Genomic DNA, 18,695 nt, shown 5'->3' with positions numbered 1-18,695 from the left:
CCTATGGTTGTGACTGGGCAGTGCGGGTTGGCCGGATGACGGAAGAGGAACTTGCCCGCGTGGCGCGGTGGATGGCCGACCATGTGCCCGACTTTGCGCCGCCGCTTCGGGCCGAGAAATTCGCGGTGGGGCAATCCAACCCGACCTATCGGCTGACCTCGCCCACCGGGGACTACGTCCTGCGCCGAAAGCCGCCGGGCCAGTTGCTGAAATCGGCCCATGCGGTGGACCGGGAACACCGTGTGCAACGGGCGTTGCGGGACACGCCGGTCCCGGTCCCGAGAATGTATGCGCTGTGCGAAGACGAAGCGGTTCTGGGCGTTGCCTTCTACGTCATGGACCACGTGGACGGGCGCAACATCGTCGACCCCTCCATGCCGAATGAGACGCCGGAAATGCGCGGTGCCATCGTGAGGGAGATGGGCCGCGTGCTCGCGGCCATTCACGCGGTGAAGCCGGAGGCGGTGGGCCTTGGGGATTTTGGCCCGCAGGGCAACTACTTCGCCCGTCAACTGGGGCGCTGGGCGAAGCAGTACGAAGCGACGAAGACAGAGGCGCAGCCGGACATGGACCGGCTCGTGACCTGGCTGGAGAGCGCCTTGCCGGAGGACGACGGCCAGCGGACGCTGGTCCACGGGGATTACCGCATCGACAACCTGCTTTTCGCGCGGGACCGGGCGGACTGCGTGGCGGTCCTCGACTGGGAGCTGTCGACGCTGGGCCATCCCTTTGCCGATCTCGCCGGGGTGATCCTGCAATGGCAATTGCCACCGGGCGCGGAGGGACGGGGCCTCAGGGGCATCGACCGGGCGGCGGCGGGACTGCCGACGGACGAGGGCTTCATCGCCGGCTATTGCGCCGGGCGCGGCATCGCGGTGCCGGGCGACTTCGGCTTCTACGTGGCCTTCTGCGCGTTCCGCATGGCGGCGATCCTCCAGGGCGTGAAGAAACGGGCGCTTGACGGCAACGCCGCGAACCCGGAAAAGGGTTTGAAACTGGGTGCTTACGTTCCCGAATTCGCAAGACTTGGATGGGACGCACGGCATGCCTATGGATGACGACCTTCGAGAGGGCCCCTATGCCTTCGCAACGCTGCTGGGGATGGAGATGGCGGACTGGCGGCAGGACTATGCCCGGTTCGAACTTCCCCTGACGGACAAGCTGATGAACCGGCACGGCAACCCGCATGGCGGGGTCTATGCCTCTCTGCTGGACACGATCATGGGGTATGCCGGGTGCTGGACCGGCGACAGGGACCATCGTCAGATGTGCCTGACGCTCAACCTGAACGTGCAGTTCATCTCGCGTCCGAACGGGAAAATGCTGATCGGAGAAGGGTTCAGGACCGGCGGTGGAAAGAGCACGTTCTTTGCCGAAGGGGCGCTGACAGACGAGACCGGAGAGATCGTCGCGAAAGGCACAGGGGTCTTCCGCTATCGCCGGTCGGGCTGAGTCGGACGGCCTGTGTTGACGCGGCGCGCGGTGTGGTGAACGGCGCGCGCGCAGGGCAGATCTTGTGGTTGCCGTGCCTTGCGAAGCTAGTGGTTAACGGCGGATCGGGGGCGTTTACGAAATTTTATGGGGTGAACCGGCCGGTTGAGGGGGGCGAACCGGCCGGTTGTTAACCTTTTGGCCCATGCCGATCAGTACAGCCGTTGCACCGCGGATTTTCCCGTTAACCGGTAAGCTGGGGCAGGGGTGGCCAACCCGGCCCGCCGGGCCGGAACGCCCACCCTACGGCATGGCCCTTTTACCAGAGCGTCGCGAAGATATCCGGGGCCAAGGTCCAGTCGGAGAAGAGGGCCACGTGCGGCAGCGTTTCGGGCGGGGCATTGCGGTAGCCTTCGGTGAAGAGCACGAAGGGCACGCCTGCCGCCTGCGCCGTCTCGCAATCGGTTTCGCTGTCGCCGACGTAGAGCGTCTGCGCCGCACCGTCGAGCGCCGCGATCAGCATGGCCGGATCGGGCTTGCGCGTGGGCAGGCTGTCGCCGCCGATGACAAGGTCGAAGAACGGCGCAAGGCCGGTGTCGCGGATCGCGGTCTCGGTCGCCGCGAAAGGCTTGTTGGTGCAGAGGGTCAGCCGGTGCCCCGCCGACCGGAGCGTTTCCAGCGCCTCCGGCACGCCGGGGTAGAGGCTGGCGGGATCGCTGGGGGTGGTCACGTAGTGGTGCATCGTCCGGTCGTAAAGCGCCTTGTGGCGGTCCGGCGAGGCGCCGACATGGGCCAGCACCCGCTCCAGCAGCACCGGCAGGCCGCGCCCGACGAAGCCGGGCGTCTCTTCGACCGTAATCGTCGGCAGGCCCAGTTCGGACAACGCCTCGGCCACGGCAGCGTGGATGTGGGGCACGCTGTCCATGAGCGTGCCGTCGAGGTCGAAGGCGATGGTCTTCACGCGGCGGCCGCCCCGGCGACAGAGGCGCGGATGGCGCGGATGTTCTCGCCGTAGGGCGCGGGATTGTCGACCGAGCCGCCCTTGAACACCGCCGACCCGGCGACCAGCACGTCGGCGCCCGCCTCGACCACCAGAGGTGCGGTTTCCGGCGTCACGCCGCCGTCGATCTCGATGTGGACCGGACGGTCGCCGATCATCGCGCGCAGGGCGCGGACCTTGCCGGTCATGTCGATGAACTTCTGCCCGCCGAAGCCGGGGTTCACCGTCATCACGCAGACCAGGTCGGCGAGGTCGAGCAGGTGTTCGACCGCCTGTGCCGGGGTGCCCGGGTTGAGCGCGACGCCTGCCTTCATGCCCGCCGCGCGGATCGCCTGAAGGGTGCGGTGGGTGTGGGGGCCGGCCTCGACGTGGGCGGTCAGGATGTCTGCACCCGCCTCGGCGTAGGCGTCGATATAGGGATCGACCGGGGCGATCATCAGGTGCACGTCCATGACGGTCTTGACGTGCTTGCGGAACGCCTTGACCGCCGGGGGACCGAAGGTGAGGTTCGGGACGAAATGGCCGTCCATCACGTCGACGTGGATCCAGTCGGCGCCCTGCGCCTCAATCGCCTGGATCTCGCGCCCGAAGTCGGCGAAATCGGCGGAAAGGATGGAGGGGGCGATCTTCACGCTGCGGTCGAAGGGCATCTGGCGTTCCTGTGCAGGGGGGATGTGCGCGGTTCCGGAGGGTTTTGGACGGGGGGCGGGGCCGGGTCAATAGCCGGCGCTGCGGTCGACCACGTGCAGGAGCGGAGCCCCGGATTCCGCGCGGGCGATGTTGCGCGCGATGACGCGGGCGGCGCTGTCGGGCCGGGTGGTGGAGGCGATGTGCGGCGTCACGGTGACGTGCGGATGCGCCCAGAAGGGATGGTCGCGGGGCAGCGGCTCGGTCCGGAAGACGTCGAGTGTGGCATGGGCGATCCGGCCCGCGTCCAGCGCGGCAAGGAGCGCGTCGTCGTCGATCAGCGGCCCGCGCCCCGGGTTGAGGATCACCGCGCCCTGCGGCAGGCGCGCCAGCCGGTCGGCGTTCAGCAGGTCGGTGGTGGCGGGTGTGTCGGGCAGCAGCAGGACGAGGATCTGCGCGCTGGAGAGCGCCGCATCCAGGCCGTCGTCGCCGTGGCTGGTCAGGACGCCGTCGAGATCCTTGGGCGTGCGGCTCCAGCCGGTGACGGGGAAGCCCAGCGCGGCGAGCTGTGCCGCGCAGGCCTGCCCGAGGGCGCCGAAGCCCAGGATGGTGACGGGCCGGTCCTTCGAGAGCGGCGGCGGCGTGGTGTCCCAGGTGCGGTCGGGGTTCACGATGTGCGCGTCCATCCCGAGGTGGTGCCGCAGCACGTGGCCGGTGACCCATTCGACCATGCCCTGCGTCAGGCCCTCTTCGTCGACCATGCGCGCCAGCGGCACCTTGAGCGTGGGGTTGCCCACGACCTGTTCGACCCCGGCCCACAGGTTCAGCACGGCTTTCAGGCGGGTGAAGGGCGTGAAGTCCTGCACCGAGGCGTTGGGCGCGTAGACGATATAGTCGACGGTGTCCGGGGCGAGATCGGTGGCGAGCGTACAGTCGAGGCCCTCGGCTTCGAGGGCGGCGCGCAGGAGATGTTCGTAGTCCTCCCACTTCTCGGAGCGGGCGGCGAAGAGGATGTTCGGCATGGATGACCTTTCGGAGGCGGGCGCGAACCCGGTTCGGTCAAGGTGAAGCAGGAAGCGGCGCCGGGGGCAACCCTAGGCACCTCAGCGCGGACGGTGGACGTGCGCGCTCTGGACCAGGCCGAAGGCGATCATCAGCACCAGCATCGCCGATCCGCCGTAAGAGACGAGCGGCAGGGGAACGCCCACGACCGGCGCGAGGCCCATGACCATCGACATGTTGACGGCGAAGAACAGGAAGAAGGTCATGCCGATCCCGAGGATCATCAGCGAGGAAAAGCGGTCGCGGTTCTGCAGGGCGGCGACGATGCAGAAGAACAGGATCAGTGCATAAAGAACGAGCAGGGAGATGCCGCCGACAAAGCCGAATTCCTCGGCCAGCGTGTTGAAGATGAAGTCGGTGTGCTTCTCCGGCAGGAAGTTCAGGCGGCTCTGCGTGCCCTGCATGAAGCCGCGCCCGGTCCAGCCGCCGGAGCCCATGGCGATCTTGGCCTGGGTGATGTGGTAGCCGGCCCCCAGCGGGTCGGAGGACGGGTCGAGGAAGGTGTCGATCCGCCGGAACTGGTAGTCCTTGAGCAACTGCCAGTCGGTGCCGCGGCTTTGAAACACCGCCCAGACGGCGCCGACACCGGCGGACAGCACGGTGGCGAAGTAGAGCCAGTGCACACCGGCGAGGAACATCATCAACGCCCCCGCGATCATCAGGAGCAGTGCCGTGCCGAGGTCGGGCTGGGTCAGCACCAGCGCTGTGGGCGCAAGGATGATGAAGATCGGGATCAGCACCCAGAGCGGCCGCGAGGTCTTCGACAGTGGCAGCCAGTCGTAGTAGGCGGCCAGCAGGACGACCATCGCGACCTTCATCAGCTCGGACGGCTGGAGGCGCATGAAGCCCAGGTCGATCCAGCGTTGCGCACCCATGCCGATGGCGCCGAAGAACTCGACCAGCAGCAGGAGGAAGAAGGCCAGCGCGTAGACGACCAGCGCCATGTTGCGCCAGAACCAGATGGGCACCATCGCCACGACGAACATGGCAGTAAGACCAAGAAGATAGCGCTTTGCCTGCGGTTCTGCCCAGGGACTCCAGGAACCGCCGGCGACGGAATAGAGCATCAGGAAACCGACACCTGCCACGGTCGACAGCAGGATCACGAGCGGCCAGTTCAGGTGCAGGATCTTGCGCCAGCCGCTGGGGACCGTTTTGACGTTGTATTCGAGATAGGTCACGCGCCGCGCCCTCCGGCAGCGAAGGCGGCGCAAAGCCCCGCCCTACGGGGTGTCGCGCCTGCGGCAGACCTGGCGACGACTTCAGGGGCCTGCGCCGTGTGCGAGGAGCTTGGCGTGGGGTGGGACCCGGTGGCGGTGCACCGGGCGGCATCGGTCAGGGTTCCGCAACGTGGCAGGTCCTGCGCGGCGGTGCTCCCGGTGGACAGGCCCCAATTGGACAGGCGCCGTGTAGATGGGCGCCGTGTAGATGGGCGCCGTGCGGATGGGCGCCCCGTTGCGAGCGGGCCTTGCGCGCCCGAAGGGCGCGCCGGTCGCCGCGCGTCAGCGCGGCGAAACACCTCGCCCGGAGCGGCGGTCGGCCATGTCCTGCAAACGGCGGTCATGCGCGGCTCGGCTCCTCGCTCTTGCGCGCGCGGCGTTGGGAGGAGAGCTTTTCCTGCTGGGTCTTGATGCGGCCGCGGTCCTTTGCCGGGTAGGCGTCTAGCGGCGGGTCCTCTCCGTAGAGCGCCTGGAGCGTCACGTCGCGGGCGATGGGCGCGGCGGTGCGCGAGCCGCCGACGCCGTGTTCCACCACCACCGAGACCGCGATCCGTGGATTGTCGAACGGAGCGAAGTTCACGAAGAGCGCGTGGTCGCGGTCCTCCCACGGGTCGGCCTCGGAGGTGATGCGCGACACGACCTGTGCGGTCCCGGTCTTGCCAGCCAGCCGCATGTTGTCGGCGATGATACGCGACGAATAGGCCGAACCGCGCCGGTTGTTGGATACGGCGAACATGCCGCGCTGCACCTGAAGCAGGTGGTTCGGGTTCAGCCCGAGGTCCGTCCCGCCGCGCCACGGCGTCTCGACCCCGTCGATGCTGCGCACGAGCCGGGGGGTGACCGACCGGCCGGTCGCCACGCGCGCGGCCATGACCGCCAGTTGCAGCGGCGACGTCAGCACGAAGCCCTGGCCGATCGCGGCGTTCACCGAATCGCCGATGACCCACTCCGCGCCGCGTTCGCGCACCTTCCACGCCTTGTCCGGCACGAGCCCGGAGGTCACGGCGGACATGGGAATGTCATGCGCCACGCCCAGCCCCAGACGGCGCGCCATGGCGGCGATGCGTTCGATCCCGACCTTCAGCGAGAGGTCGTAGTAGAACACGTCGCAGCTTTCGCGGAGCGATTGTTCGAGGTTCATGTGGCCGTGACCGCGGCGTTTCCAGCAGCGGAACGAGCGGGCGCCGACCTCGTAGTGGCCCGGGCAGTAGACCGTGTCGTCGGGCGCCAGCAGGCCCGCGTCCAGCGCGGCGAGCGCCGTGACCATCTTGAAGGTCGAACCGGGCGGATAGGCGTCCTGCACCGTCTTCGACGCCAGCGGCCTGTGGTCGTTGGTGTTCAGCGCGTCGAAATCGGTGTGCGAGATGCCGCGCACGAAGAGGTTCGGGTTGTAGGACGGGGCAGAGGCTATGGCCAGCACGTCGCCCTTTTCCAGATCGAGCACGACGACGGAGGCGCTTTCCTCGCCCAGGCGGGCCTGGATGTAGTCCTGCAGGTCGGTGTCCACGGTCAACTGGATGTCGGAGCCGCTTTCGCCTTCGCGCCGGTCGAGTTCGCGCATGACGCGGCCGACGGCGTTGACCTCCACCCGCTTGGCGCCAGCGGTGCCGCGCAGGTCCTGTTCGTGCCGGGTCTCGACACCGACCTTGCCGACCTGGAACCGCGGGATGCGCAGCAGCGGCGGCGGGTCCTCGTAGCGGGCCAGGTCGCGTTCGGAGACCGGGCCGACGTAGCCCGCGACATGGGCGAACAGCTCTTTCTGGGGATAGACGCGGGACAGGCCGACCTCTGTCGTGACGCCGGGCAGGGCGGGGGCGTTGACCGCCACGCGCGAGATGTCTTCCCAACTGACCCGCTCGGCGATGGTGACGGGGATGAAGGGCGGCGTGCGCTCCATCTCGGCCAGCGCGCGGTTGAGGTCGTTCTCGTCGAGTTCGACAAGCTGGCCCAGATGGGAGATCACGGTGGCGACGTCGCCCGCGTCCTCCCGCGTGAGGGTGATGCGGTAGGTCGGTTCGTTGTCGGCGATGACCACGCCGTTGCGGTCGAAGATCCGGCCGCGCGACGGCGGAATCAGCCGGATATTGATCCGGTTCTCTTCGGCCAGAAGGCGGAATTCGTCGGCCTGGTCGACCTGCATGTGGTGCATCCGCAGGCCGAGCGTGCTGACGAATCCAAGCTGCAGGCCGCCCAGAACGAGCCCGCGACGCGTGATGCGGCGGGCGGATTCGGCAGTTTCTTTCGGGCTTCGTCTCATAGGGTGCGTCCGGTGTGATCGAATTCGCCGGGGGCGGTGCGTCGGACGCCGAAGGCGAGGTAGGACACCGCGGCGACCAGCGGGTAGGCGAGGACTGTCATACCATATTGCATCAGGGTGAGCGAAAGCATACCCGGCGAAATGATCAAGATCGCGAGAGTAAGCCTGTAAAGGACGGTGATGGCCAGCAGCGTGGCGGCGGCAGCGGCCCATTCGGTGGCAAAGGTGTTCTCGCGCAGTTGCCGGGCGCGGTTCTTGAGGAATTCCGAAGCCAGCAGCATCAGCAGCGCCCAGAGGCCGGGGGGCCGCTGGAACACGAGATCGGCCAGCAGCATCACCCCCGCGATCGAAAGCGCGGGCACGTAGTCCGGGCGGCGCAGGCACCATGCGAAGGTCAGCGCGGTCAGGAAGTCCGGACCGGCGATTCGCTGCGGCAGCATCTGCAGCGGCAGGAGGTGCACGAAGATCAGGAGCAGCGCCAGCGCGGGGTAGAGCGCGCGCATGGTCCAGAGGCGGGTCGGGCTGTGTTTCTCGGCCATGTCAGCCGCCTTGCCGTGCGTCTTCGTCCGCCGCCGGTGCGCCGTCCTCAGCCGGGCTTTCTGCCGGGTCGGGTCCTGCGTCGGGCAGGTCCTCGGGCAGGATCAGGCCAGAGGGGGCGGACACCCGGCGCGCGCCGTGGTCGCGCAGCACGCGCAGGAACTCGAGGCGTTCGTAGTCCGCCGACAGACGCACGCGGAGGCGGCCGCCCGGGTCCTGCGCCACCTGTCCGATGAGCAGGCCGGGGGGGAAGACTTCGCCATCGCCGGAGGTCACGATCCGGTCGCCGGGGCGCACCAGGTCGGGGTTTTCGAGAAAGTCGATGGGCGGGGCAGCGGTGTTGTCGCCGGTGATCAGCGCGCGCTGGCCCGAGGGCTGGATCTCGGCCGGGATGCGGCTGGTGGCGTCCGTCAGCAGGATCACGCGCGAGGTGTTGCGCCCGACGCCGGAGATGCGCCCGACCACGCCGATGCCGTCCATGGTCGCCCAGCCGTCTACGATGCCATCGCGGGAGCCGACGTTGATCAGCACCGACTGCCGGAAGGGCGAGCCGCTGTCGGCCAGCACCACGGCGGTGATGTAGGTCAGGCGCGGGTCGAGGCGGACGTTGTTGAGGTCGCGCAGGCGGGCGTTCTCCTGTTCGAGCTGGAGCGCGGCCTCTTTCCACGCGGTCATCTGGCGAAGTTCGCGGCGCAGTTCCTCGTTCTGGTCGGAAAGGCGCTGGTAGCTCTGGAAGTCGCGCACCAGGCGGATGGTGCCGGTGACGGGGGCCATGGCCCAGTCCATGTTCGGCACCACGCGGTCGATGACCTGCGCGCGAAAGCGTTCGACGCGCGGGCTGTCGATCCGCCAGACAAGGAAGATGCCCGACAAAAGGAGGACGAGGATGATCAGCAGCAGCCGTTTGAGCGGTGCCGTGAAGTCGTCCGAGGATGTACGGTCACTGGCCATGTCTCAGAGTACCGAAGGCCGGAGGCGTGTCGCAAGGCATGAGCAGCGCACGATTTTTCCCGGGAAAAATCGCGGCCCCCACGGATCAGCTGTCGTAGTCGATGGCGTGGCGGAGCTGTTTTTCGTACTCCAGCGCCTTGCCGGTGCCGAGCGCCACGCAGTTCAGGGATTCGTCGGCGATCGACACGGCGAGGCCGGTCTGTTCGCGCAGCGCGAGGTCGAGGTCGCCCAGAAGCGCACCGCCCCCCGTCAGCATCACGCCACGGTCGACGATGTCGGCGGCAAGGTCCGGCGGCGTCGCTTCGAGCGCGGTCATCACCGCCTCGCAGATCGCCTGCACGGGTTCCGAAAGCGCCTCGGCCACCTGGGCCTGGGAAATCTCGGTTTCCTTCGGCACGCCGTTCAGCAGGTCGCGGCCACGGATCTGCATGCTGCTGCCGCGCCCGTCGTCGGGCATGCGCGCCGTGCCGATGGAGGTCTTGATCCGCTCGGCGGTGGATTCGCCGACGAGCAGGTTCTGCTGGCGGCGCAGGTAGTTGATGATCGCCTCGTCCATGCGGTCGCCGCCGACGCGCACCGAACGGGCGTAGACGATGTCGCCCAGGCTGAGGACGGCCACTTCGGTTGTGCCGCCGCCGATGTCGACGACCATGTTGCCGGTGGGATCGGTGATCGGCATGCCCGCGCCGATGGCCGCCGCGATGGGTTCGGCGATCAGGCCCGCCTTGCGCGCGCCCGCGCTCAGAACCGACTGGCGGATGGCGCGCTTTTCAACGGGCGTGGCACCGTGCGGCACGCAGACGATGATCTTCGGCTTCGAGAAGGTCGAGCGGCGGTGCACCTTGCGGATGAACTCCTTGATCATCGCCTCGGCCGTGTCGAAGTCGGCGATGACGCCTTCGCGCATCGGGCGGATCGCCTCGATGGAGCCGGGCGTGCGGCCCAGCATCAGCTTGGCGTCCTCGCCCACGGCGAGAACCTTCTTCACGCCGTCCTTGATATGATAGGCGACGACGGAGGGTTCCGACAGGACGACACCCTTCCCCTTGACGTAAACCAGCGTATTCGCGGTTCCGAGGTCGATGGCCATGTCCGAAGAAAACATGCCAAGGAGCCGATCCATGCCAAACATTCCTACTGCCTCGCTGCCCTCAGGCTTTGCATAACTGCGTGTCATTGCTCGATGGGTCCGCGACTCCGACTGGTGACGCGAACGTCGCCCTTATAGGCGCGGTGCAGCATGGGCGAAAGGGGGCCTCCGGCGTGAATCAGCGGGGAATCGCCGCAAGAGGGGCGCGGCGGTGGATAAGCCCGGCGCGATGCCGGCGTTGACACAAGCCGGTCCGCGCCGTTTCATTCGCGTTGTATTTCAGCAGCGAGGGATTTGGGATGATGCACATTTTTTGGGCGGTTTTGGCCGCGCTTTTCATGGCGCAGGGGGCGGCGGCGGACAGTTGTTGGGATCACAACGGATCGGTCATGCGCCTGACAGCGGCGGGGGCGCAGCGCACGTTCCTTTACGAGCGTCCGCGCACGGGCGTCGCGCGGGCCGGGGTCGGGACGGGAACATGGCTGTTTTCAGGGACAAAGACCGGCGATTGGTACAGTGGAACGGCGCGGGTCTTTTCCAGCCAGTGCGCGCCGCTTGAGTACCGCGTGGAAGGGCCGGTGCTGCAGAACCCGCTGCGGGTCGAGATGCGGGGCAGCCGCCAGATCCACGACAACTGCGTGCCGACCGGGCGCTGGACGGAGGACGTGCTGGTCTTTTCCTACCTCTACGGCTGCTAGTCCGGACCGCAGGCGGCGCGAAACGCGGGCGGCGTGTCGCTGTCTGCGCAGCCTGTCGGTTTTGCGCATCGACATGTCGGGTGGGCCGCGCGCCGGTTGCATGATCCGATAAAAAGGCGGGAAAGAATCCTTGCCCCGGACAGTGGAGTGCGCCCCCGATGAAGACCAATGTCAAAGCCCTAGTCGTCGGCGGTGGTGCCGTCGGCACCTCCATCGCCTACCACCTCGCCAAGGCGGGCTGGGACGATGTGATGCTGCTGGAGCGCGACGAGCTGACCTCCGGCTCTACCTGGCACGCCGCCGGTCTGCTGCCGTATTTCAACATGTCGTACGCCACGACCCACATCCACGACTACTCGATCAAGTTCTACAAGACGCTGGAAGAAGAGACCGGCCTCGACGCGGGGTTCTTCGTGGTCGGCAACCTGCGCATGGCGCAGACCGATGCCCGCATGGACGAATACATGGTCTATGCGACCACCGCCGAAACCTGCGGTGTGCCGTTCGAGTGGATGACCCCGGACGAGATCAAGGCACGCTGGCCGCTGATCAACACCGAGGATCTGAAAGGCGCGATCTACCACCCGACAGACGGCTACATCAACCCGGCGGACGTGACGATGGCGATGGCCAAGGGAGCCCGCCAGCGTGGTGTCACGATCGAGCGCAAGTGGCAGGTCGACGGCTACGAGTGGACCGGGTCCGAGTGGAAGGTGACCGTCACCAAGATGGTGGAGAAAGGCGGCAACCTCGTGCCTTCCGAGGAACAGCAGGTGATCACCGCCGAGCACGTTGTGACCGCGACCGGCAACCACGCGCAAAAGACCGCGCGTCTGCTGGGCATCAAGACACCGGCGATCCCGGTCGAACACCAGTTCATCGTGACGGAGCCCGACCCGGCGCTGGTGGAATGGCGCAAGACCAACGAGCAGCACCCGGTCATCCGTGACGCCGACGCCAAGTGGTACGTCCGCGAGGAGCGCGGCGGCTGGATCCTCGGCCCCTACGAGCTGAACGCGCCGGCGCGCTTCGAATACGGCGTGCCGGATTCGTTCCGCGCCGATCTCTTCCCGCTCGACCTCGAACGGATCGAGGAAGAGTACATGTCGATGATCCACCGCATCCCGTCGTCCGAGACGGTCGGTCTGAAAGACGATTTCAACGGCCCGATCTGCTACACGCCGGACGGCAACCCGCTGATCGGCCCGGCGCCGGGCCTGCGCAACATGTGGCTGGCCGAGGGCTTCTCGTTCGGGATCACCGCCGCCGGTGGCGCGGGCTACTACCTTGCCCAGATGATGGTCGAGGGAGAGGCCGAAATCGACATGGCCTCGCTCGACCCCAAGCGGTTCGGGTCCTGGCAGACCACCGAATGGTCGGTGAAGAAGAACGAGGAAGCCTACGAGCACGTCTACATCCTGCACCACCCGGACGAGGAGCGCCCGGCGGCGCGTCCGCTGCGCACCGGCCCGGCCTATGACCGGCAGAAGGCGCTCGGCGCGCAGTTCGGCTGCGTGAACGGCTTCGAGCGTCCGAACTACTACGGCCCACTGGATGCCGCTGACAACTTCGACCACGACGCGCGCAGCTTCCGGCGCGGCGGCTGGTGGCAATATGCGGTCGAGGAGGCCAGGGCGATCCGCGAGGGTGTCGGCCTGATTGACGCGACCGCCTTTGCCAAGCACACCGTGACCGGCGCGGGCGCGACCGAGTTCCTCGACCGCTTCACCTGCAACAAGCTGCCGAAGATCGGGCGCATCAACCTGACCTACGCGCTGACTTCGAAGGGCACGACCCGGACGGAGTACACCATCGTTCGCAACGGCGAGAACAATTACTATCTCGTGTCGGCGGGCGCGTGGCAGGCCTATGACCACGACTACCTCGTGAAGGCGGCAGAAGACTTCATGGCGGAAACCGGCAAGCTGGTGATCGTGCAGGACGTGACGACGCAATGGGGCGTCTTTGCTATCGCCGGACCGAAGACCCGCGATGTGCTGGGCCAGCTCATCCGCGACGCGGAGCCGGGTACCGCGCTGTCGAACAAGCGCTTCCCGTGGCTCTCCGCGCGGCAGATCGAGCTGGGCATGTGCCCGGTCAACGCGATCCGCGTGGCCTACACCGGCGAACTCGGCTGGGAGCTGCATCACCCGATCGAGATGCAGAACTACCTCTGGGACCTGCTGATGAAGGCGGGCGAGGCGCATGGCATCAAGCCGGTCGGCGCGCGCGCGCAGAATTGGCTGCGGCAGGAGAAGTCCTACCGCGCCTTCGGCAACGAACTGGGCCGCGACGCGACCCCTGCCGAGGCCGACCTGCCGCGCTTCATAGACCTGTCGAAGGACTTCTTCGGCAAGGCCGAGATGGAGGCGAAGGGCATCCGTTCGAAGTGCGTGACGCTGCTGGTCGACGGCCCGGCGGACGCCGATCCCTGGGGCCGCGAGGCGCTTTACACGCCGGACGGCGACCGGGTGGGGCGCCTGACCTCGGGCGGCTATTCCGTGGCCTTCGGCAAGTCCATCGGCATGGGCTACGTGAAGCCGGCGTTGGCTGTGGAGGGCACGAAGCTTAAGGTCAGGATGTTCGACCAGCTCTGGGATGCGGAGATCACGTGCGACAGCCCCTACGATCCGAAGAACGAGACGATCCGCAAGGACGTCTGACCTTTACTCCACGTGCCGGGCGGGTCCTTCGCCCGGCGCTGATCCTGTTGCTGGCCGTCGCCCTCCTGGCGGCGGCCTTTTCCACGCGGAACCCGGCGACACGCGCCGCCGAGGACTACGCCCGCCAGATCGCCACCGCCAGCGCGGGCACCTACCTGACGCTCAGGACGCTGAACGCCTTCCTGTCGACGGCACAGGAACTGGAGGTCGGCGGAAGCTTTGTCGTGCAGGGCAGCGCGCAGCCGCTGAAGTGGCTGGAGCCGGTGGACGACACGGTCGAGCGCATCGCGCAGGTGGTGTTCTTCGTCATGGTGGCGACCGGTGCGCTGGCGGTCGCGCTGGCGCCGGCCTCGGGCGTGGGCTGGGCGGTGCTGGCGGGCGCGGCGCTTCTGGCGCTGGTCACGGCAGGACGCGGCAGGGGCGGCCACGTGGCGCGGCGCATGGGGCTATACGGTGCCTTCCTCGCCGTGGCGCTGCCGGGGGCGTTCCTGCTGTCGGCGCTTCTGGCGGACCGGATGACCGCCCAGGTCTGGGCGCGGCACAGCGCCATCGTCGACGAGATCACCGCGCAGGTCGACCCGGCGGTGGCGGTGCCTGTCGAGGGAAGCGGTGTCATGGGGGCGCTGCAGGGCGCGCGGATGGAGTTCGAGCGCTATTCGACCATGGCGGGCGCGCTTTACGAGCGGTCGGATGCGCTGGTGCAAAGCCTGATCGCGCTGCTGGCGGTGTTCCTGTTCAAGATGCTGGTTCTGCCGCTCATGATCCTCGCAGGTGCCTGGATCGGTCTGAGGGCGCTCGACGGGCGGTGACTTGCCATTCCGGGCGGGTCGGTTAGGTGTCTGGGATCATCAAGGCGAAGGGAGGCCGCAGCATGGCATTCAGGGTTTACCTGTCGGGCGAGATCCACACCGACTGGCGCGACCGCATCCGCGACGGCGCGGCGGGACTGGGCATCGACTTCGACGGCCCGGTGACGGATCACGGCAACAGCGACGACTGCGGGGTGGCGATCCTCGGGGCGGAGGACGACAAGTTCTGGCACGACCACAAGGGCGCCAAGCTGAACGCGATCCGCACACGCAAGGGCATCGCGGAGGCCGACGTGGTCGTCGTGCGCTTCGGCGACAAGTACAAGCAGTGGAACGCGGCCTTCGATGCGGGCTATGCCGCCGCGCTGGGCAAGTCTCTGATCATCCTGCAACCGGAAGAGCATGACCACGCCCTGAAGGAGGTCGACGCCGCAGCGCTGGCCGTGGCGCGGACGCCGGAACAGGTGGTGCAGCTTCTCGCCTACGTCATCACCGGCACACTGCCGGGCTGAGGAAGGAGGGCGGCGCGAAGCCCCGCCCTACCTGAGGACGCGACGGATGCGGTGTGAGTGCACGGACCGGTGTGACCGGTTGCGTGGGCTCCCGCGTGCGTTGGCCGTGCCCGGGCCCCGGGCCACGCATCGGCCAGATCGGGTCGGTGCACGTCCCTGTCCACGCGGCGCGGCGCCCCGCGGCGCGGGGCTGTGCGCCGCGCGCCTGCGAGCGTTAGTCGCGCGCCGGGATATTCACGCCGTGTTGCACCGCCGGGCGCTCGTAGAACCGCTTGACGTAGGCCACGCAGTTGGGATGGTCGTCCCAGCCCACCACGTCGCGCGCGCCGTAAAATTCGAGCGCGTTGAGCCACGGGCAGAGCGCGATGTCCGCCACGGAATACGGCCCGGCGATCCAGTCTCGACCGTCCAGCGCGCCTTCGACAACGCTCAGCAGCCGCCGCGCCTCGTTCACATACCGGGTGCGGGGAAGCGGGTCCTTCACGTCCTTGCCCGCGAACTTCCAGAAGAAACCGAGCTGCCCCAACATCGGTCCGACGCCGCCCATCTGGAACATCAGCCATTGCGTGATCTTGTGCCGCTCGGTCGCGGTCTCGCCCAGCAGCATTCCGGCCTTCTCGCCGAGATAGAGCAGGATGGCCCCGGATTCGAACAGCTCCAGCGGCGCGCCGTCCGGGCCGTTCGGGTCGATTATCGCGGGGATCTTGTTGTTGGGGTTGAGCGACAGGAACTCAGGGCTTTTGACGTCCTTGTCCGACAGGGTGATCTTGTGGGCCTCGTAGGGCAGCCCGGTCTCCTCGAGCATGATCGACGCCTTGACCCCGTTGGGCGTCGGGAAGGCATAGAGCTGGATGCGGTCGGGGTGCGCGGCGGGCCAGCGGCGCGAGATCGGATGGTCGGCAAGAGCGGTCATGATGCGTGTCCTCGTTAAGGAAGATGTCCTGGCCGACCCTAGTCCGGCATTTCCCGCTTTCCCAGCCGATCCGGCATGACATAATCCTGTTTGTGCAAAAACACCCCGCAGGACATGTGGCCAAGCATGCCGGCGCTCTTACGGAATGGGAAAATGATTAAGGAATTCAAGGATTTCATCGCCAAGGGCAATGTCATGGACATGGCCGTGGGCATCATCATCGGCGCGGCGTTCACCGCGATCGTGCAGTCGCTGGTGGGCGACATCATCAATCCGATCATCGCCTTGTTCACCGGCGGCATCGACTTTTCGGGCTGGTTCTATGCGCTCGACGGCAACGAATACGCGTCGCTCTCGGCGGCGACAGAGGCGGGCGCGCCGGTCTTTGCCATCGGCAAGTTCATCATGGCGGTGATCAACTTCTTCATCATCGCCTTCGTGGTCTTCATGCTGGTGAAGATGGTCAACCGCGCGAAGGCCGCCGCGATCCGTGAGCGTGAGGAAGGCCAGCCAGCCGAAGCCACGCCGTCCGGCCCAACGGAACTGGACGTGCTGCTCGAGATCCGCGACACGCTGAAGACACGCTGACCACGTGACGGCAGACCGGTCCCGTCCGGGGGCGGTGCACTTGCGCCAAGGGGCGGGATTTGCGATCCCGTCCGTGTCAGGTGCCTCCGTCCTCGGGGGAGAATCGGGAAGCCGGGGCAGAACCGGCGCGGGCCCGCCGCTGTGACGGGGACGGGGCGGACACATGGCCACTGGGCGTCAGTCAGGCGCTCGGGAAGGCGTCCGTTCCGGATGATCCGAAGCCAGAAGACCGGCCTGACGGCATGGCGGCCCCGCCTGGACAGCGGGGGCGCGCAGGCCTTTGGGAGGTGACCCCATGACAGGACCGGTGAACCGCCGATCCCCGGCGCCCGTTGCGGCGCGCGCGTTTTCGGACGAGGAGCGGCGGGCGCTCTACGACGTGATTGCCCACAGACGGGACGTGCGGAACGAATTCCTGCCCGATCCGGTGGACGAAGACGTGCTGCGGCGCATCCTGGAGGCGGCGCATGCCGCGCCATCGGTCGGGCTCTCGCAACCCTGGGATTTCATTCTGCTGCGCGATCCCCTGCGCCGGGCGCAAGTGCGGGCCGCATTCGCCCGCGCCAACGACGAGGCGCAGGCGATGTTCCCGCCGGACAAGCGGTCGGCCTATGCCGCGCTGAAGCTGGAAGGGATCGAGAAGGCCCCCCTGAACATCTGCGTCACCTGTGACCGGTCGCGCGGCGGACCGGTCGTGCTGGGGCGCACGCATCAGCCGGAGACGGATCTCTATTCGACGGTCTGCGCCGTCCAGAACCTCTGGCTGGCGGCGCGGGCCGAAGGCGTCGGCGTCGGTTGGGTCAGCATCCTCGACGAGGCCGACCTGCGCCCGATCCTCCGCCTGCCCGAGCACGTCCGCGTGGTCGCCTACCTCTGCGTCGGCCACGTCAGGGAGCTGTTCGACGGCCCCGAACTCGCAGCGCGCGGCTGGGCGCGGGCGCGCACGCTCGATGCGCATGTCCGCGAGGAGGGCTGGTAAGGCCAGCGCCCGGGCCGCCGTCAGCACGACGCATCCGACCGCCGATATTCAGGTCGCAACCTTCAAAGAACCCGCTGCCGGCTTCTTTGCTTCCAAAATACTCCGGAGGGGTTCGGGGAGGCAGAGCCTCCCCGACCGGTCGCCGTGCGCAGCACGGCGAAACCGCTCAGGCCGCCAGCGCGGCCGCCGGCGTGATCGCGGCAAGCCCAAGCGCCTCGCCCACCGCGGCGTAGGTCAGCTTGCCCGCATGCACGTTCAGCCCGGCCAGAAGGTGCGGATCGTCGGCGCAGGCTTTCTTCCAGCCCTTGTCGGCCAACGCCAGCATGAACGGCATGGTCGCGTTGCCCAGGGCGATGGTCGATGTGCGCGCCACGGCGCCCGGCATGTTCGCCACGCAGTAGTGCACGATGCCGTCGACTTCGTAGATCGGGTCCTGATGGGTTGTGGCCTTCGAGGTCTCGAAGCAGCCGCCCTGGTCGATGGCCACGTCGACGATCACGGCGCCGGGCTTCATCGTCGACAGTTGCGCGCGGCTGACCAGCTTCGGCGCGGCGGCGCCGGGGATCAGCACGGCGCCGATGACCATGTCGGCCTCGGCCACCATCTCGGCGGTGTTCCCGGCAGAGGCGTAGCGGGTCTTGAAGACCGAACCGAAGACGTCGTCGAGGTAACGCATCCGCGACAGGGAGCGGTCGAGCACGGTGACCTCGGCGCCCATGCCCGCGGCGACGCGGGCCGCGTGGGTGCCGACGACGCCGCCGCCGATCACCGCGACCTTCGCGGGGCCGACCCCCGGCACGCCGCCCATCAGCACGCCGCGGCCGCCGTTGGCCTTCTGCAGCGACCAGGCGCCGACCTGCGGGGCGAGACGGCCCGCGACCTCGGACATCGGCGCCAGAAGGGGCAGGCCGCCACGGTCGTCGGTCACGGTTTCATAGGCGATGCAGGTCGCGCCGGAGGCGATCAGGTCGTGGGTCTGCTCCGGATCGGGCGCGAGGTGGAGATAGGTGAACAGCACCTGGCCCTCGCGCAACATGGCGCGTTCGGGGGCCTGGGGTTCCTTCACCTTGACGATCATGTCGGCGGAGGCAAAGACCTCGGCGGCGGTGTCGGCCAGCGCGGCGCCCGCGGCGGTATAGTCTTCGTCGGTGAAACCGGCGCCGAGGCCTGCGCCTTTCTGGACGATGACCGAATGGCCATGCGCCACCGCTTCGTGTGCGGCGTTGGGCGTCAGGCCCACGCGGAATTCCTGGGGTTTGACTTCTGTCGGGCAGCCGATCTTCATGACGCGATCCTTTGAGCCTGGGTCCTGTTGGGGTGCGGCAATCTACCATGAACGGCTTGCAAAAGGGTCCGAG

Annotated in this window: 18 protein-coding genes and 1 riboswitch; of the genes, 8 read left to right on the top strand and 10 right to left on the bottom strand. The window is 67.6% G+C overall.

Features of this window, described 5'->3' with window-relative positions:
- Positions 1 to 35: 35 nt before the first annotated feature.
- Positions 36 to 1,058 carry a phosphotransferase family protein gene (locus tag ABFK29_RS17135; protein ID WP_005858888.1) on the top strand — a complete coding sequence of 341 codons (1,023 nt, stop codon included), beginning with the start codon at positions 36 to 38 and terminating at the stop codon, positions 1,056 to 1,058.
- On the top strand, positions 1,051 to 1,452 hold the full coding sequence (locus ABFK29_RS17130) for a PaaI family thioesterase (RefSeq protein ID WP_005858886.1): 402 nt from the start codon (positions 1,051 to 1,053) through the stop codon (positions 1,450 to 1,452). The genes ABFK29_RS17135 and ABFK29_RS17130 overlap by 8 nt, the downstream gene beginning before the upstream one ends.
- Positions 1,453 to 1,750: 298 nt before the next feature.
- Here the strand turns inward: ABFK29_RS17130 and gph are convergent, their stop codons facing one another.
- The 8 genes from gph to ABFK29_RS17090 form a co-directional block, all read right to left on the bottom strand.
- Complete coding sequence (gph, locus tag ABFK29_RS17125) at positions 1,751 to 2,392, bottom strand: phosphoglycolate phosphatase (protein WP_005858884.1); 642 nt, start codon at positions 2,390 to 2,392, stop codon at positions 1,751 to 1,753.
- Positions 2,389 to 3,081, bottom strand: a complete 693-nt coding sequence (gene rpe / locus ABFK29_RS17120) for a ribulose-phosphate 3-epimerase (RefSeq protein WP_005858881.1) — start codon at positions 3,079 to 3,081, stop codon at positions 2,389 to 2,391. The genes gph and rpe overlap by 4 nt, the downstream gene beginning before the upstream one ends.
- A gap of 66 nt (positions 3,082 to 3,147) precedes the next feature.
- Positions 3,148 to 4,080: a 2-hydroxyacid dehydrogenase gene (locus ABFK29_RS17115; protein ID WP_005858879.1), complete on the bottom strand. Its 933-nt coding sequence runs from the start codon at positions 4,078 to 4,080 to the stop codon at positions 3,148 to 3,150.
- Between the two features lie 81 nt (positions 4,081 to 4,161).
- Positions 4,162 to 5,301, bottom strand: coding sequence for a rod shape-determining protein RodA (gene rodA / locus ABFK29_RS17110; protein ID WP_005858877.1), 1,140 nt, complete (start codon positions 5,299 to 5,301; stop codon positions 4,162 to 4,164).
- A gap of 379 nt (positions 5,302 to 5,680) precedes the next feature.
- Positions 5,681 to 7,597, bottom strand: a complete 1,917-nt coding sequence (gene mrdA / locus ABFK29_RS17105; RefSeq protein ID WP_005858875.1) for a penicillin-binding protein 2 — start codon at positions 7,595 to 7,597, stop codon at positions 5,681 to 5,683.
- Entirely contained in the window at positions 7,594 to 8,136 is a 543-nt protein-coding gene (locus ABFK29_RS17100; protein WP_005858873.1) for a hypothetical protein, read from the bottom strand. The genes mrdA and ABFK29_RS17100 overlap by 4 nt, the downstream gene beginning before the upstream one ends.
- Position 8,137: 1 nt before the next feature.
- The gene (gene mreC, locus ABFK29_RS17095; protein ID WP_005858871.1) at positions 8,138 to 9,085 is read right to left on the bottom strand and encodes a rod shape-determining protein MreC; all 948 of its coding nucleotides are present in this window, start codon (positions 9,083 to 9,085) and stop codon (positions 8,138 to 8,140) included.
- Between the two features lie 85 nt (positions 9,086 to 9,170).
- On the bottom strand, positions 9,171 to 10,217 hold the full coding sequence (locus ABFK29_RS17090) for a rod shape-determining protein (RefSeq protein WP_005858869.1): 1,047 nt from the start codon (positions 10,215 to 10,217) through the stop codon (positions 9,171 to 9,173).
- A 257-nt stretch (positions 10,218 to 10,474) separates the two neighbouring features.
- On the opposite strand from ABFK29_RS17090, the gene ABFK29_RS17085 reads away from it, so the two are divergent.
- The 4 genes from ABFK29_RS17085 to ABFK29_RS17070 all read left to right on the top strand — a co-directional run bounded on the left by ABFK29_RS17085 (position 10,475) and on the right by ABFK29_RS17070 (position 14,857).
- Positions 10,475 to 10,873: a hypothetical protein gene (locus tag ABFK29_RS17085; RefSeq protein ID WP_005858867.1), complete on the top strand. Its 399-nt coding sequence runs from the start codon at positions 10,475 to 10,477 to the stop codon at positions 10,871 to 10,873.
- Positions 10,874 to 11,031: 158 nt separating this feature from the next.
- Positions 11,032 to 13,536 carry a GcvT family protein gene (locus ABFK29_RS17080; RefSeq protein WP_005858865.1) on the top strand — a complete coding sequence of 835 codons (2,505 nt, stop codon included), beginning with the start codon at positions 11,032 to 11,034 and terminating at the stop codon, positions 13,534 to 13,536.
- A complete protein-coding gene (locus ABFK29_RS17075) occupies positions 13,485 to 14,345 on the top strand; it encodes a hypothetical protein (protein WP_157136476.1) in 861 nt (286 codons plus the stop codon). Before ABFK29_RS17080 ends, ABFK29_RS17075 begins: the two co-directional genes overlap by 52 nt.
- 62 nt (positions 14,346 to 14,407) lie before the next feature.
- Positions 14,408 to 14,857 carry a YtoQ family protein gene (locus ABFK29_RS17070; RefSeq protein ID WP_040604555.1) on the top strand — a complete coding sequence of 150 codons (450 nt, stop codon included), beginning with the start codon at positions 14,408 to 14,410 and terminating at the stop codon, positions 14,855 to 14,857.
- A gap of 214 nt (positions 14,858 to 15,071) precedes the next feature.
- On the opposite strand, the gene ABFK29_RS17065 is transcribed toward ABFK29_RS17070, so the two are convergent.
- Complete coding sequence (locus tag ABFK29_RS17065) at positions 15,072 to 15,770, bottom strand: glutathione S-transferase family protein (protein ID WP_005858859.1); 699 nt, start codon at positions 15,768 to 15,770, stop codon at positions 15,072 to 15,074.
- A 153-nt stretch (positions 15,771 to 15,923) separates the two neighbouring features.
- Here ABFK29_RS17065 and mscL point away from each other — a divergent pair, with 153 nt between their 5' ends.
- Positions 15,924 to 16,358 carry a large conductance mechanosensitive channel protein MscL gene (gene mscL, locus ABFK29_RS17060; RefSeq protein WP_005858855.1) on the top strand — a complete coding sequence of 145 codons (435 nt, stop codon included), beginning with the start codon at positions 15,924 to 15,926 and terminating at the stop codon, positions 16,356 to 16,358.
- Between the two features lie 61 nt (positions 16,359 to 16,419).
- Positions 16,420 to 16,610, top strand: a riboswitch (cobalamin riboswitch).
- Between the two features lie 43 nt (positions 16,611 to 16,653).
- Entirely contained in the window at positions 16,654 to 17,337 is a 684-nt protein-coding gene (gene bluB / locus ABFK29_RS17055) for a 5,6-dimethylbenzimidazole synthase (RefSeq protein ID WP_005858853.1), read from the top strand.
- A gap of 166 nt (positions 17,338 to 17,503) precedes the next feature.
- Here the strand turns inward: bluB and ald are convergent, their stop codons facing one another.
- Positions 17,504 to 18,622 carry an alanine dehydrogenase gene (ald, locus tag ABFK29_RS17050; RefSeq protein WP_005858851.1) on the bottom strand — a complete coding sequence of 373 codons (1,119 nt, stop codon included), beginning with the start codon at positions 18,620 to 18,622 and terminating at the stop codon, positions 17,504 to 17,506.
- Positions 18,623 to 18,695 lie beyond the last annotated feature (73 nt).

It is taken from the genome of Sagittula stellata E-37 (genome assembly GCF_039724765.1).
Classification (GTDB): domain Bacteria; phylum Pseudomonadota; class Alphaproteobacteria; order Rhodobacterales; family Rhodobacteraceae; genus Sagittula; species Sagittula stellata.
This window is presented reverse-complemented; position numbering and strand designations above follow the sequence as displayed.

Bases quoted from the DNA above. Each gene is read 5' to 3' on its own strand.
- ald (WP_005858851.1), bottom strand. From the start codon at position 18,622: ATGAAGATCGGCTGCCCGACAGAAGTCAAACCCCAGGAATTCCGCGTG.
- mreC (WP_005858871.1), bottom strand. From the start codon at position 9,085: ATGGCCAGTGACCGTACATCCTCGGACGACTTCACGGCACCGCTCAAA.
- ABFK29_RS17065 (WP_005858859.1), bottom strand. From the start codon at position 15,770: ATGACCGCTCTTGCCGACCATCCGATCTCGCGCCGCTGGCCCGCCGCG.
- mscL (WP_005858855.1), top strand. From the start codon at position 15,924: ATGATTAAGGAATTCAAGGATTTCATCGCCAAGGGCAATGTCATGGAC.
- ABFK29_RS17085 (WP_005858867.1), top strand. From the start codon at position 10,475: ATGATGCACATTTTTTGGGCGGTTTTGGCCGCGCTTTTCATGGCGCAG.
- ABFK29_RS17090 (WP_005858869.1), bottom strand. From the start codon at position 10,217: ATGTTTGGCATGGATCGGCTCCTTGGCATGTTTTCTTCGGACATGGCC.
- ABFK29_RS17135 (WP_005858888.1), top strand. From the start codon at position 36: ATGACGGAAGAGGAACTTGCCCGCGTGGCGCGGTGGATGGCCGACCAT.
- ABFK29_RS17100 (WP_005858873.1), bottom strand. From the start codon at position 8,136: ATGGCCGAGAAACACAGCCCGACCCGCCTCTGGACCATGCGCGCGCTC.
- ABFK29_RS17080 (WP_005858865.1), top strand. From the start codon at position 11,032: ATGAAGACCAATGTCAAAGCCCTAGTCGTCGGCGGTGGTGCCGTCGGC.
- ABFK29_RS17070 (WP_040604555.1), top strand. From the start codon at position 14,408: ATGGCATTCAGGGTTTACCTGTCGGGCGAGATCCACACCGACTGGCGC.
- rpe (WP_005858881.1), bottom strand. From the start codon at position 3,081: ATGCCCTTCGACCGCAGCGTGAAGATCGCCCCCTCCATCCTTTCCGCC.
- ABFK29_RS17130 (WP_005858886.1), top strand. From the start codon at position 1,051: ATGGATGACGACCTTCGAGAGGGCCCCTATGCCTTCGCAACGCTGCTG.
- bluB (WP_005858853.1), top strand. From the start codon at position 16,654: ATGACAGGACCGGTGAACCGCCGATCCCCGGCGCCCGTTGCGGCGCGC.
- ABFK29_RS17115 (WP_005858879.1), bottom strand. From the start codon at position 4,080: ATGCCGAACATCCTCTTCGCCGCCCGCTCCGAGAAGTGGGAGGACTAC.
- mrdA (WP_005858875.1), bottom strand. From the start codon at position 7,597: ATGAGACGAAGCCCGAAAGAAACTGCCGAATCCGCCCGCCGCATCACG.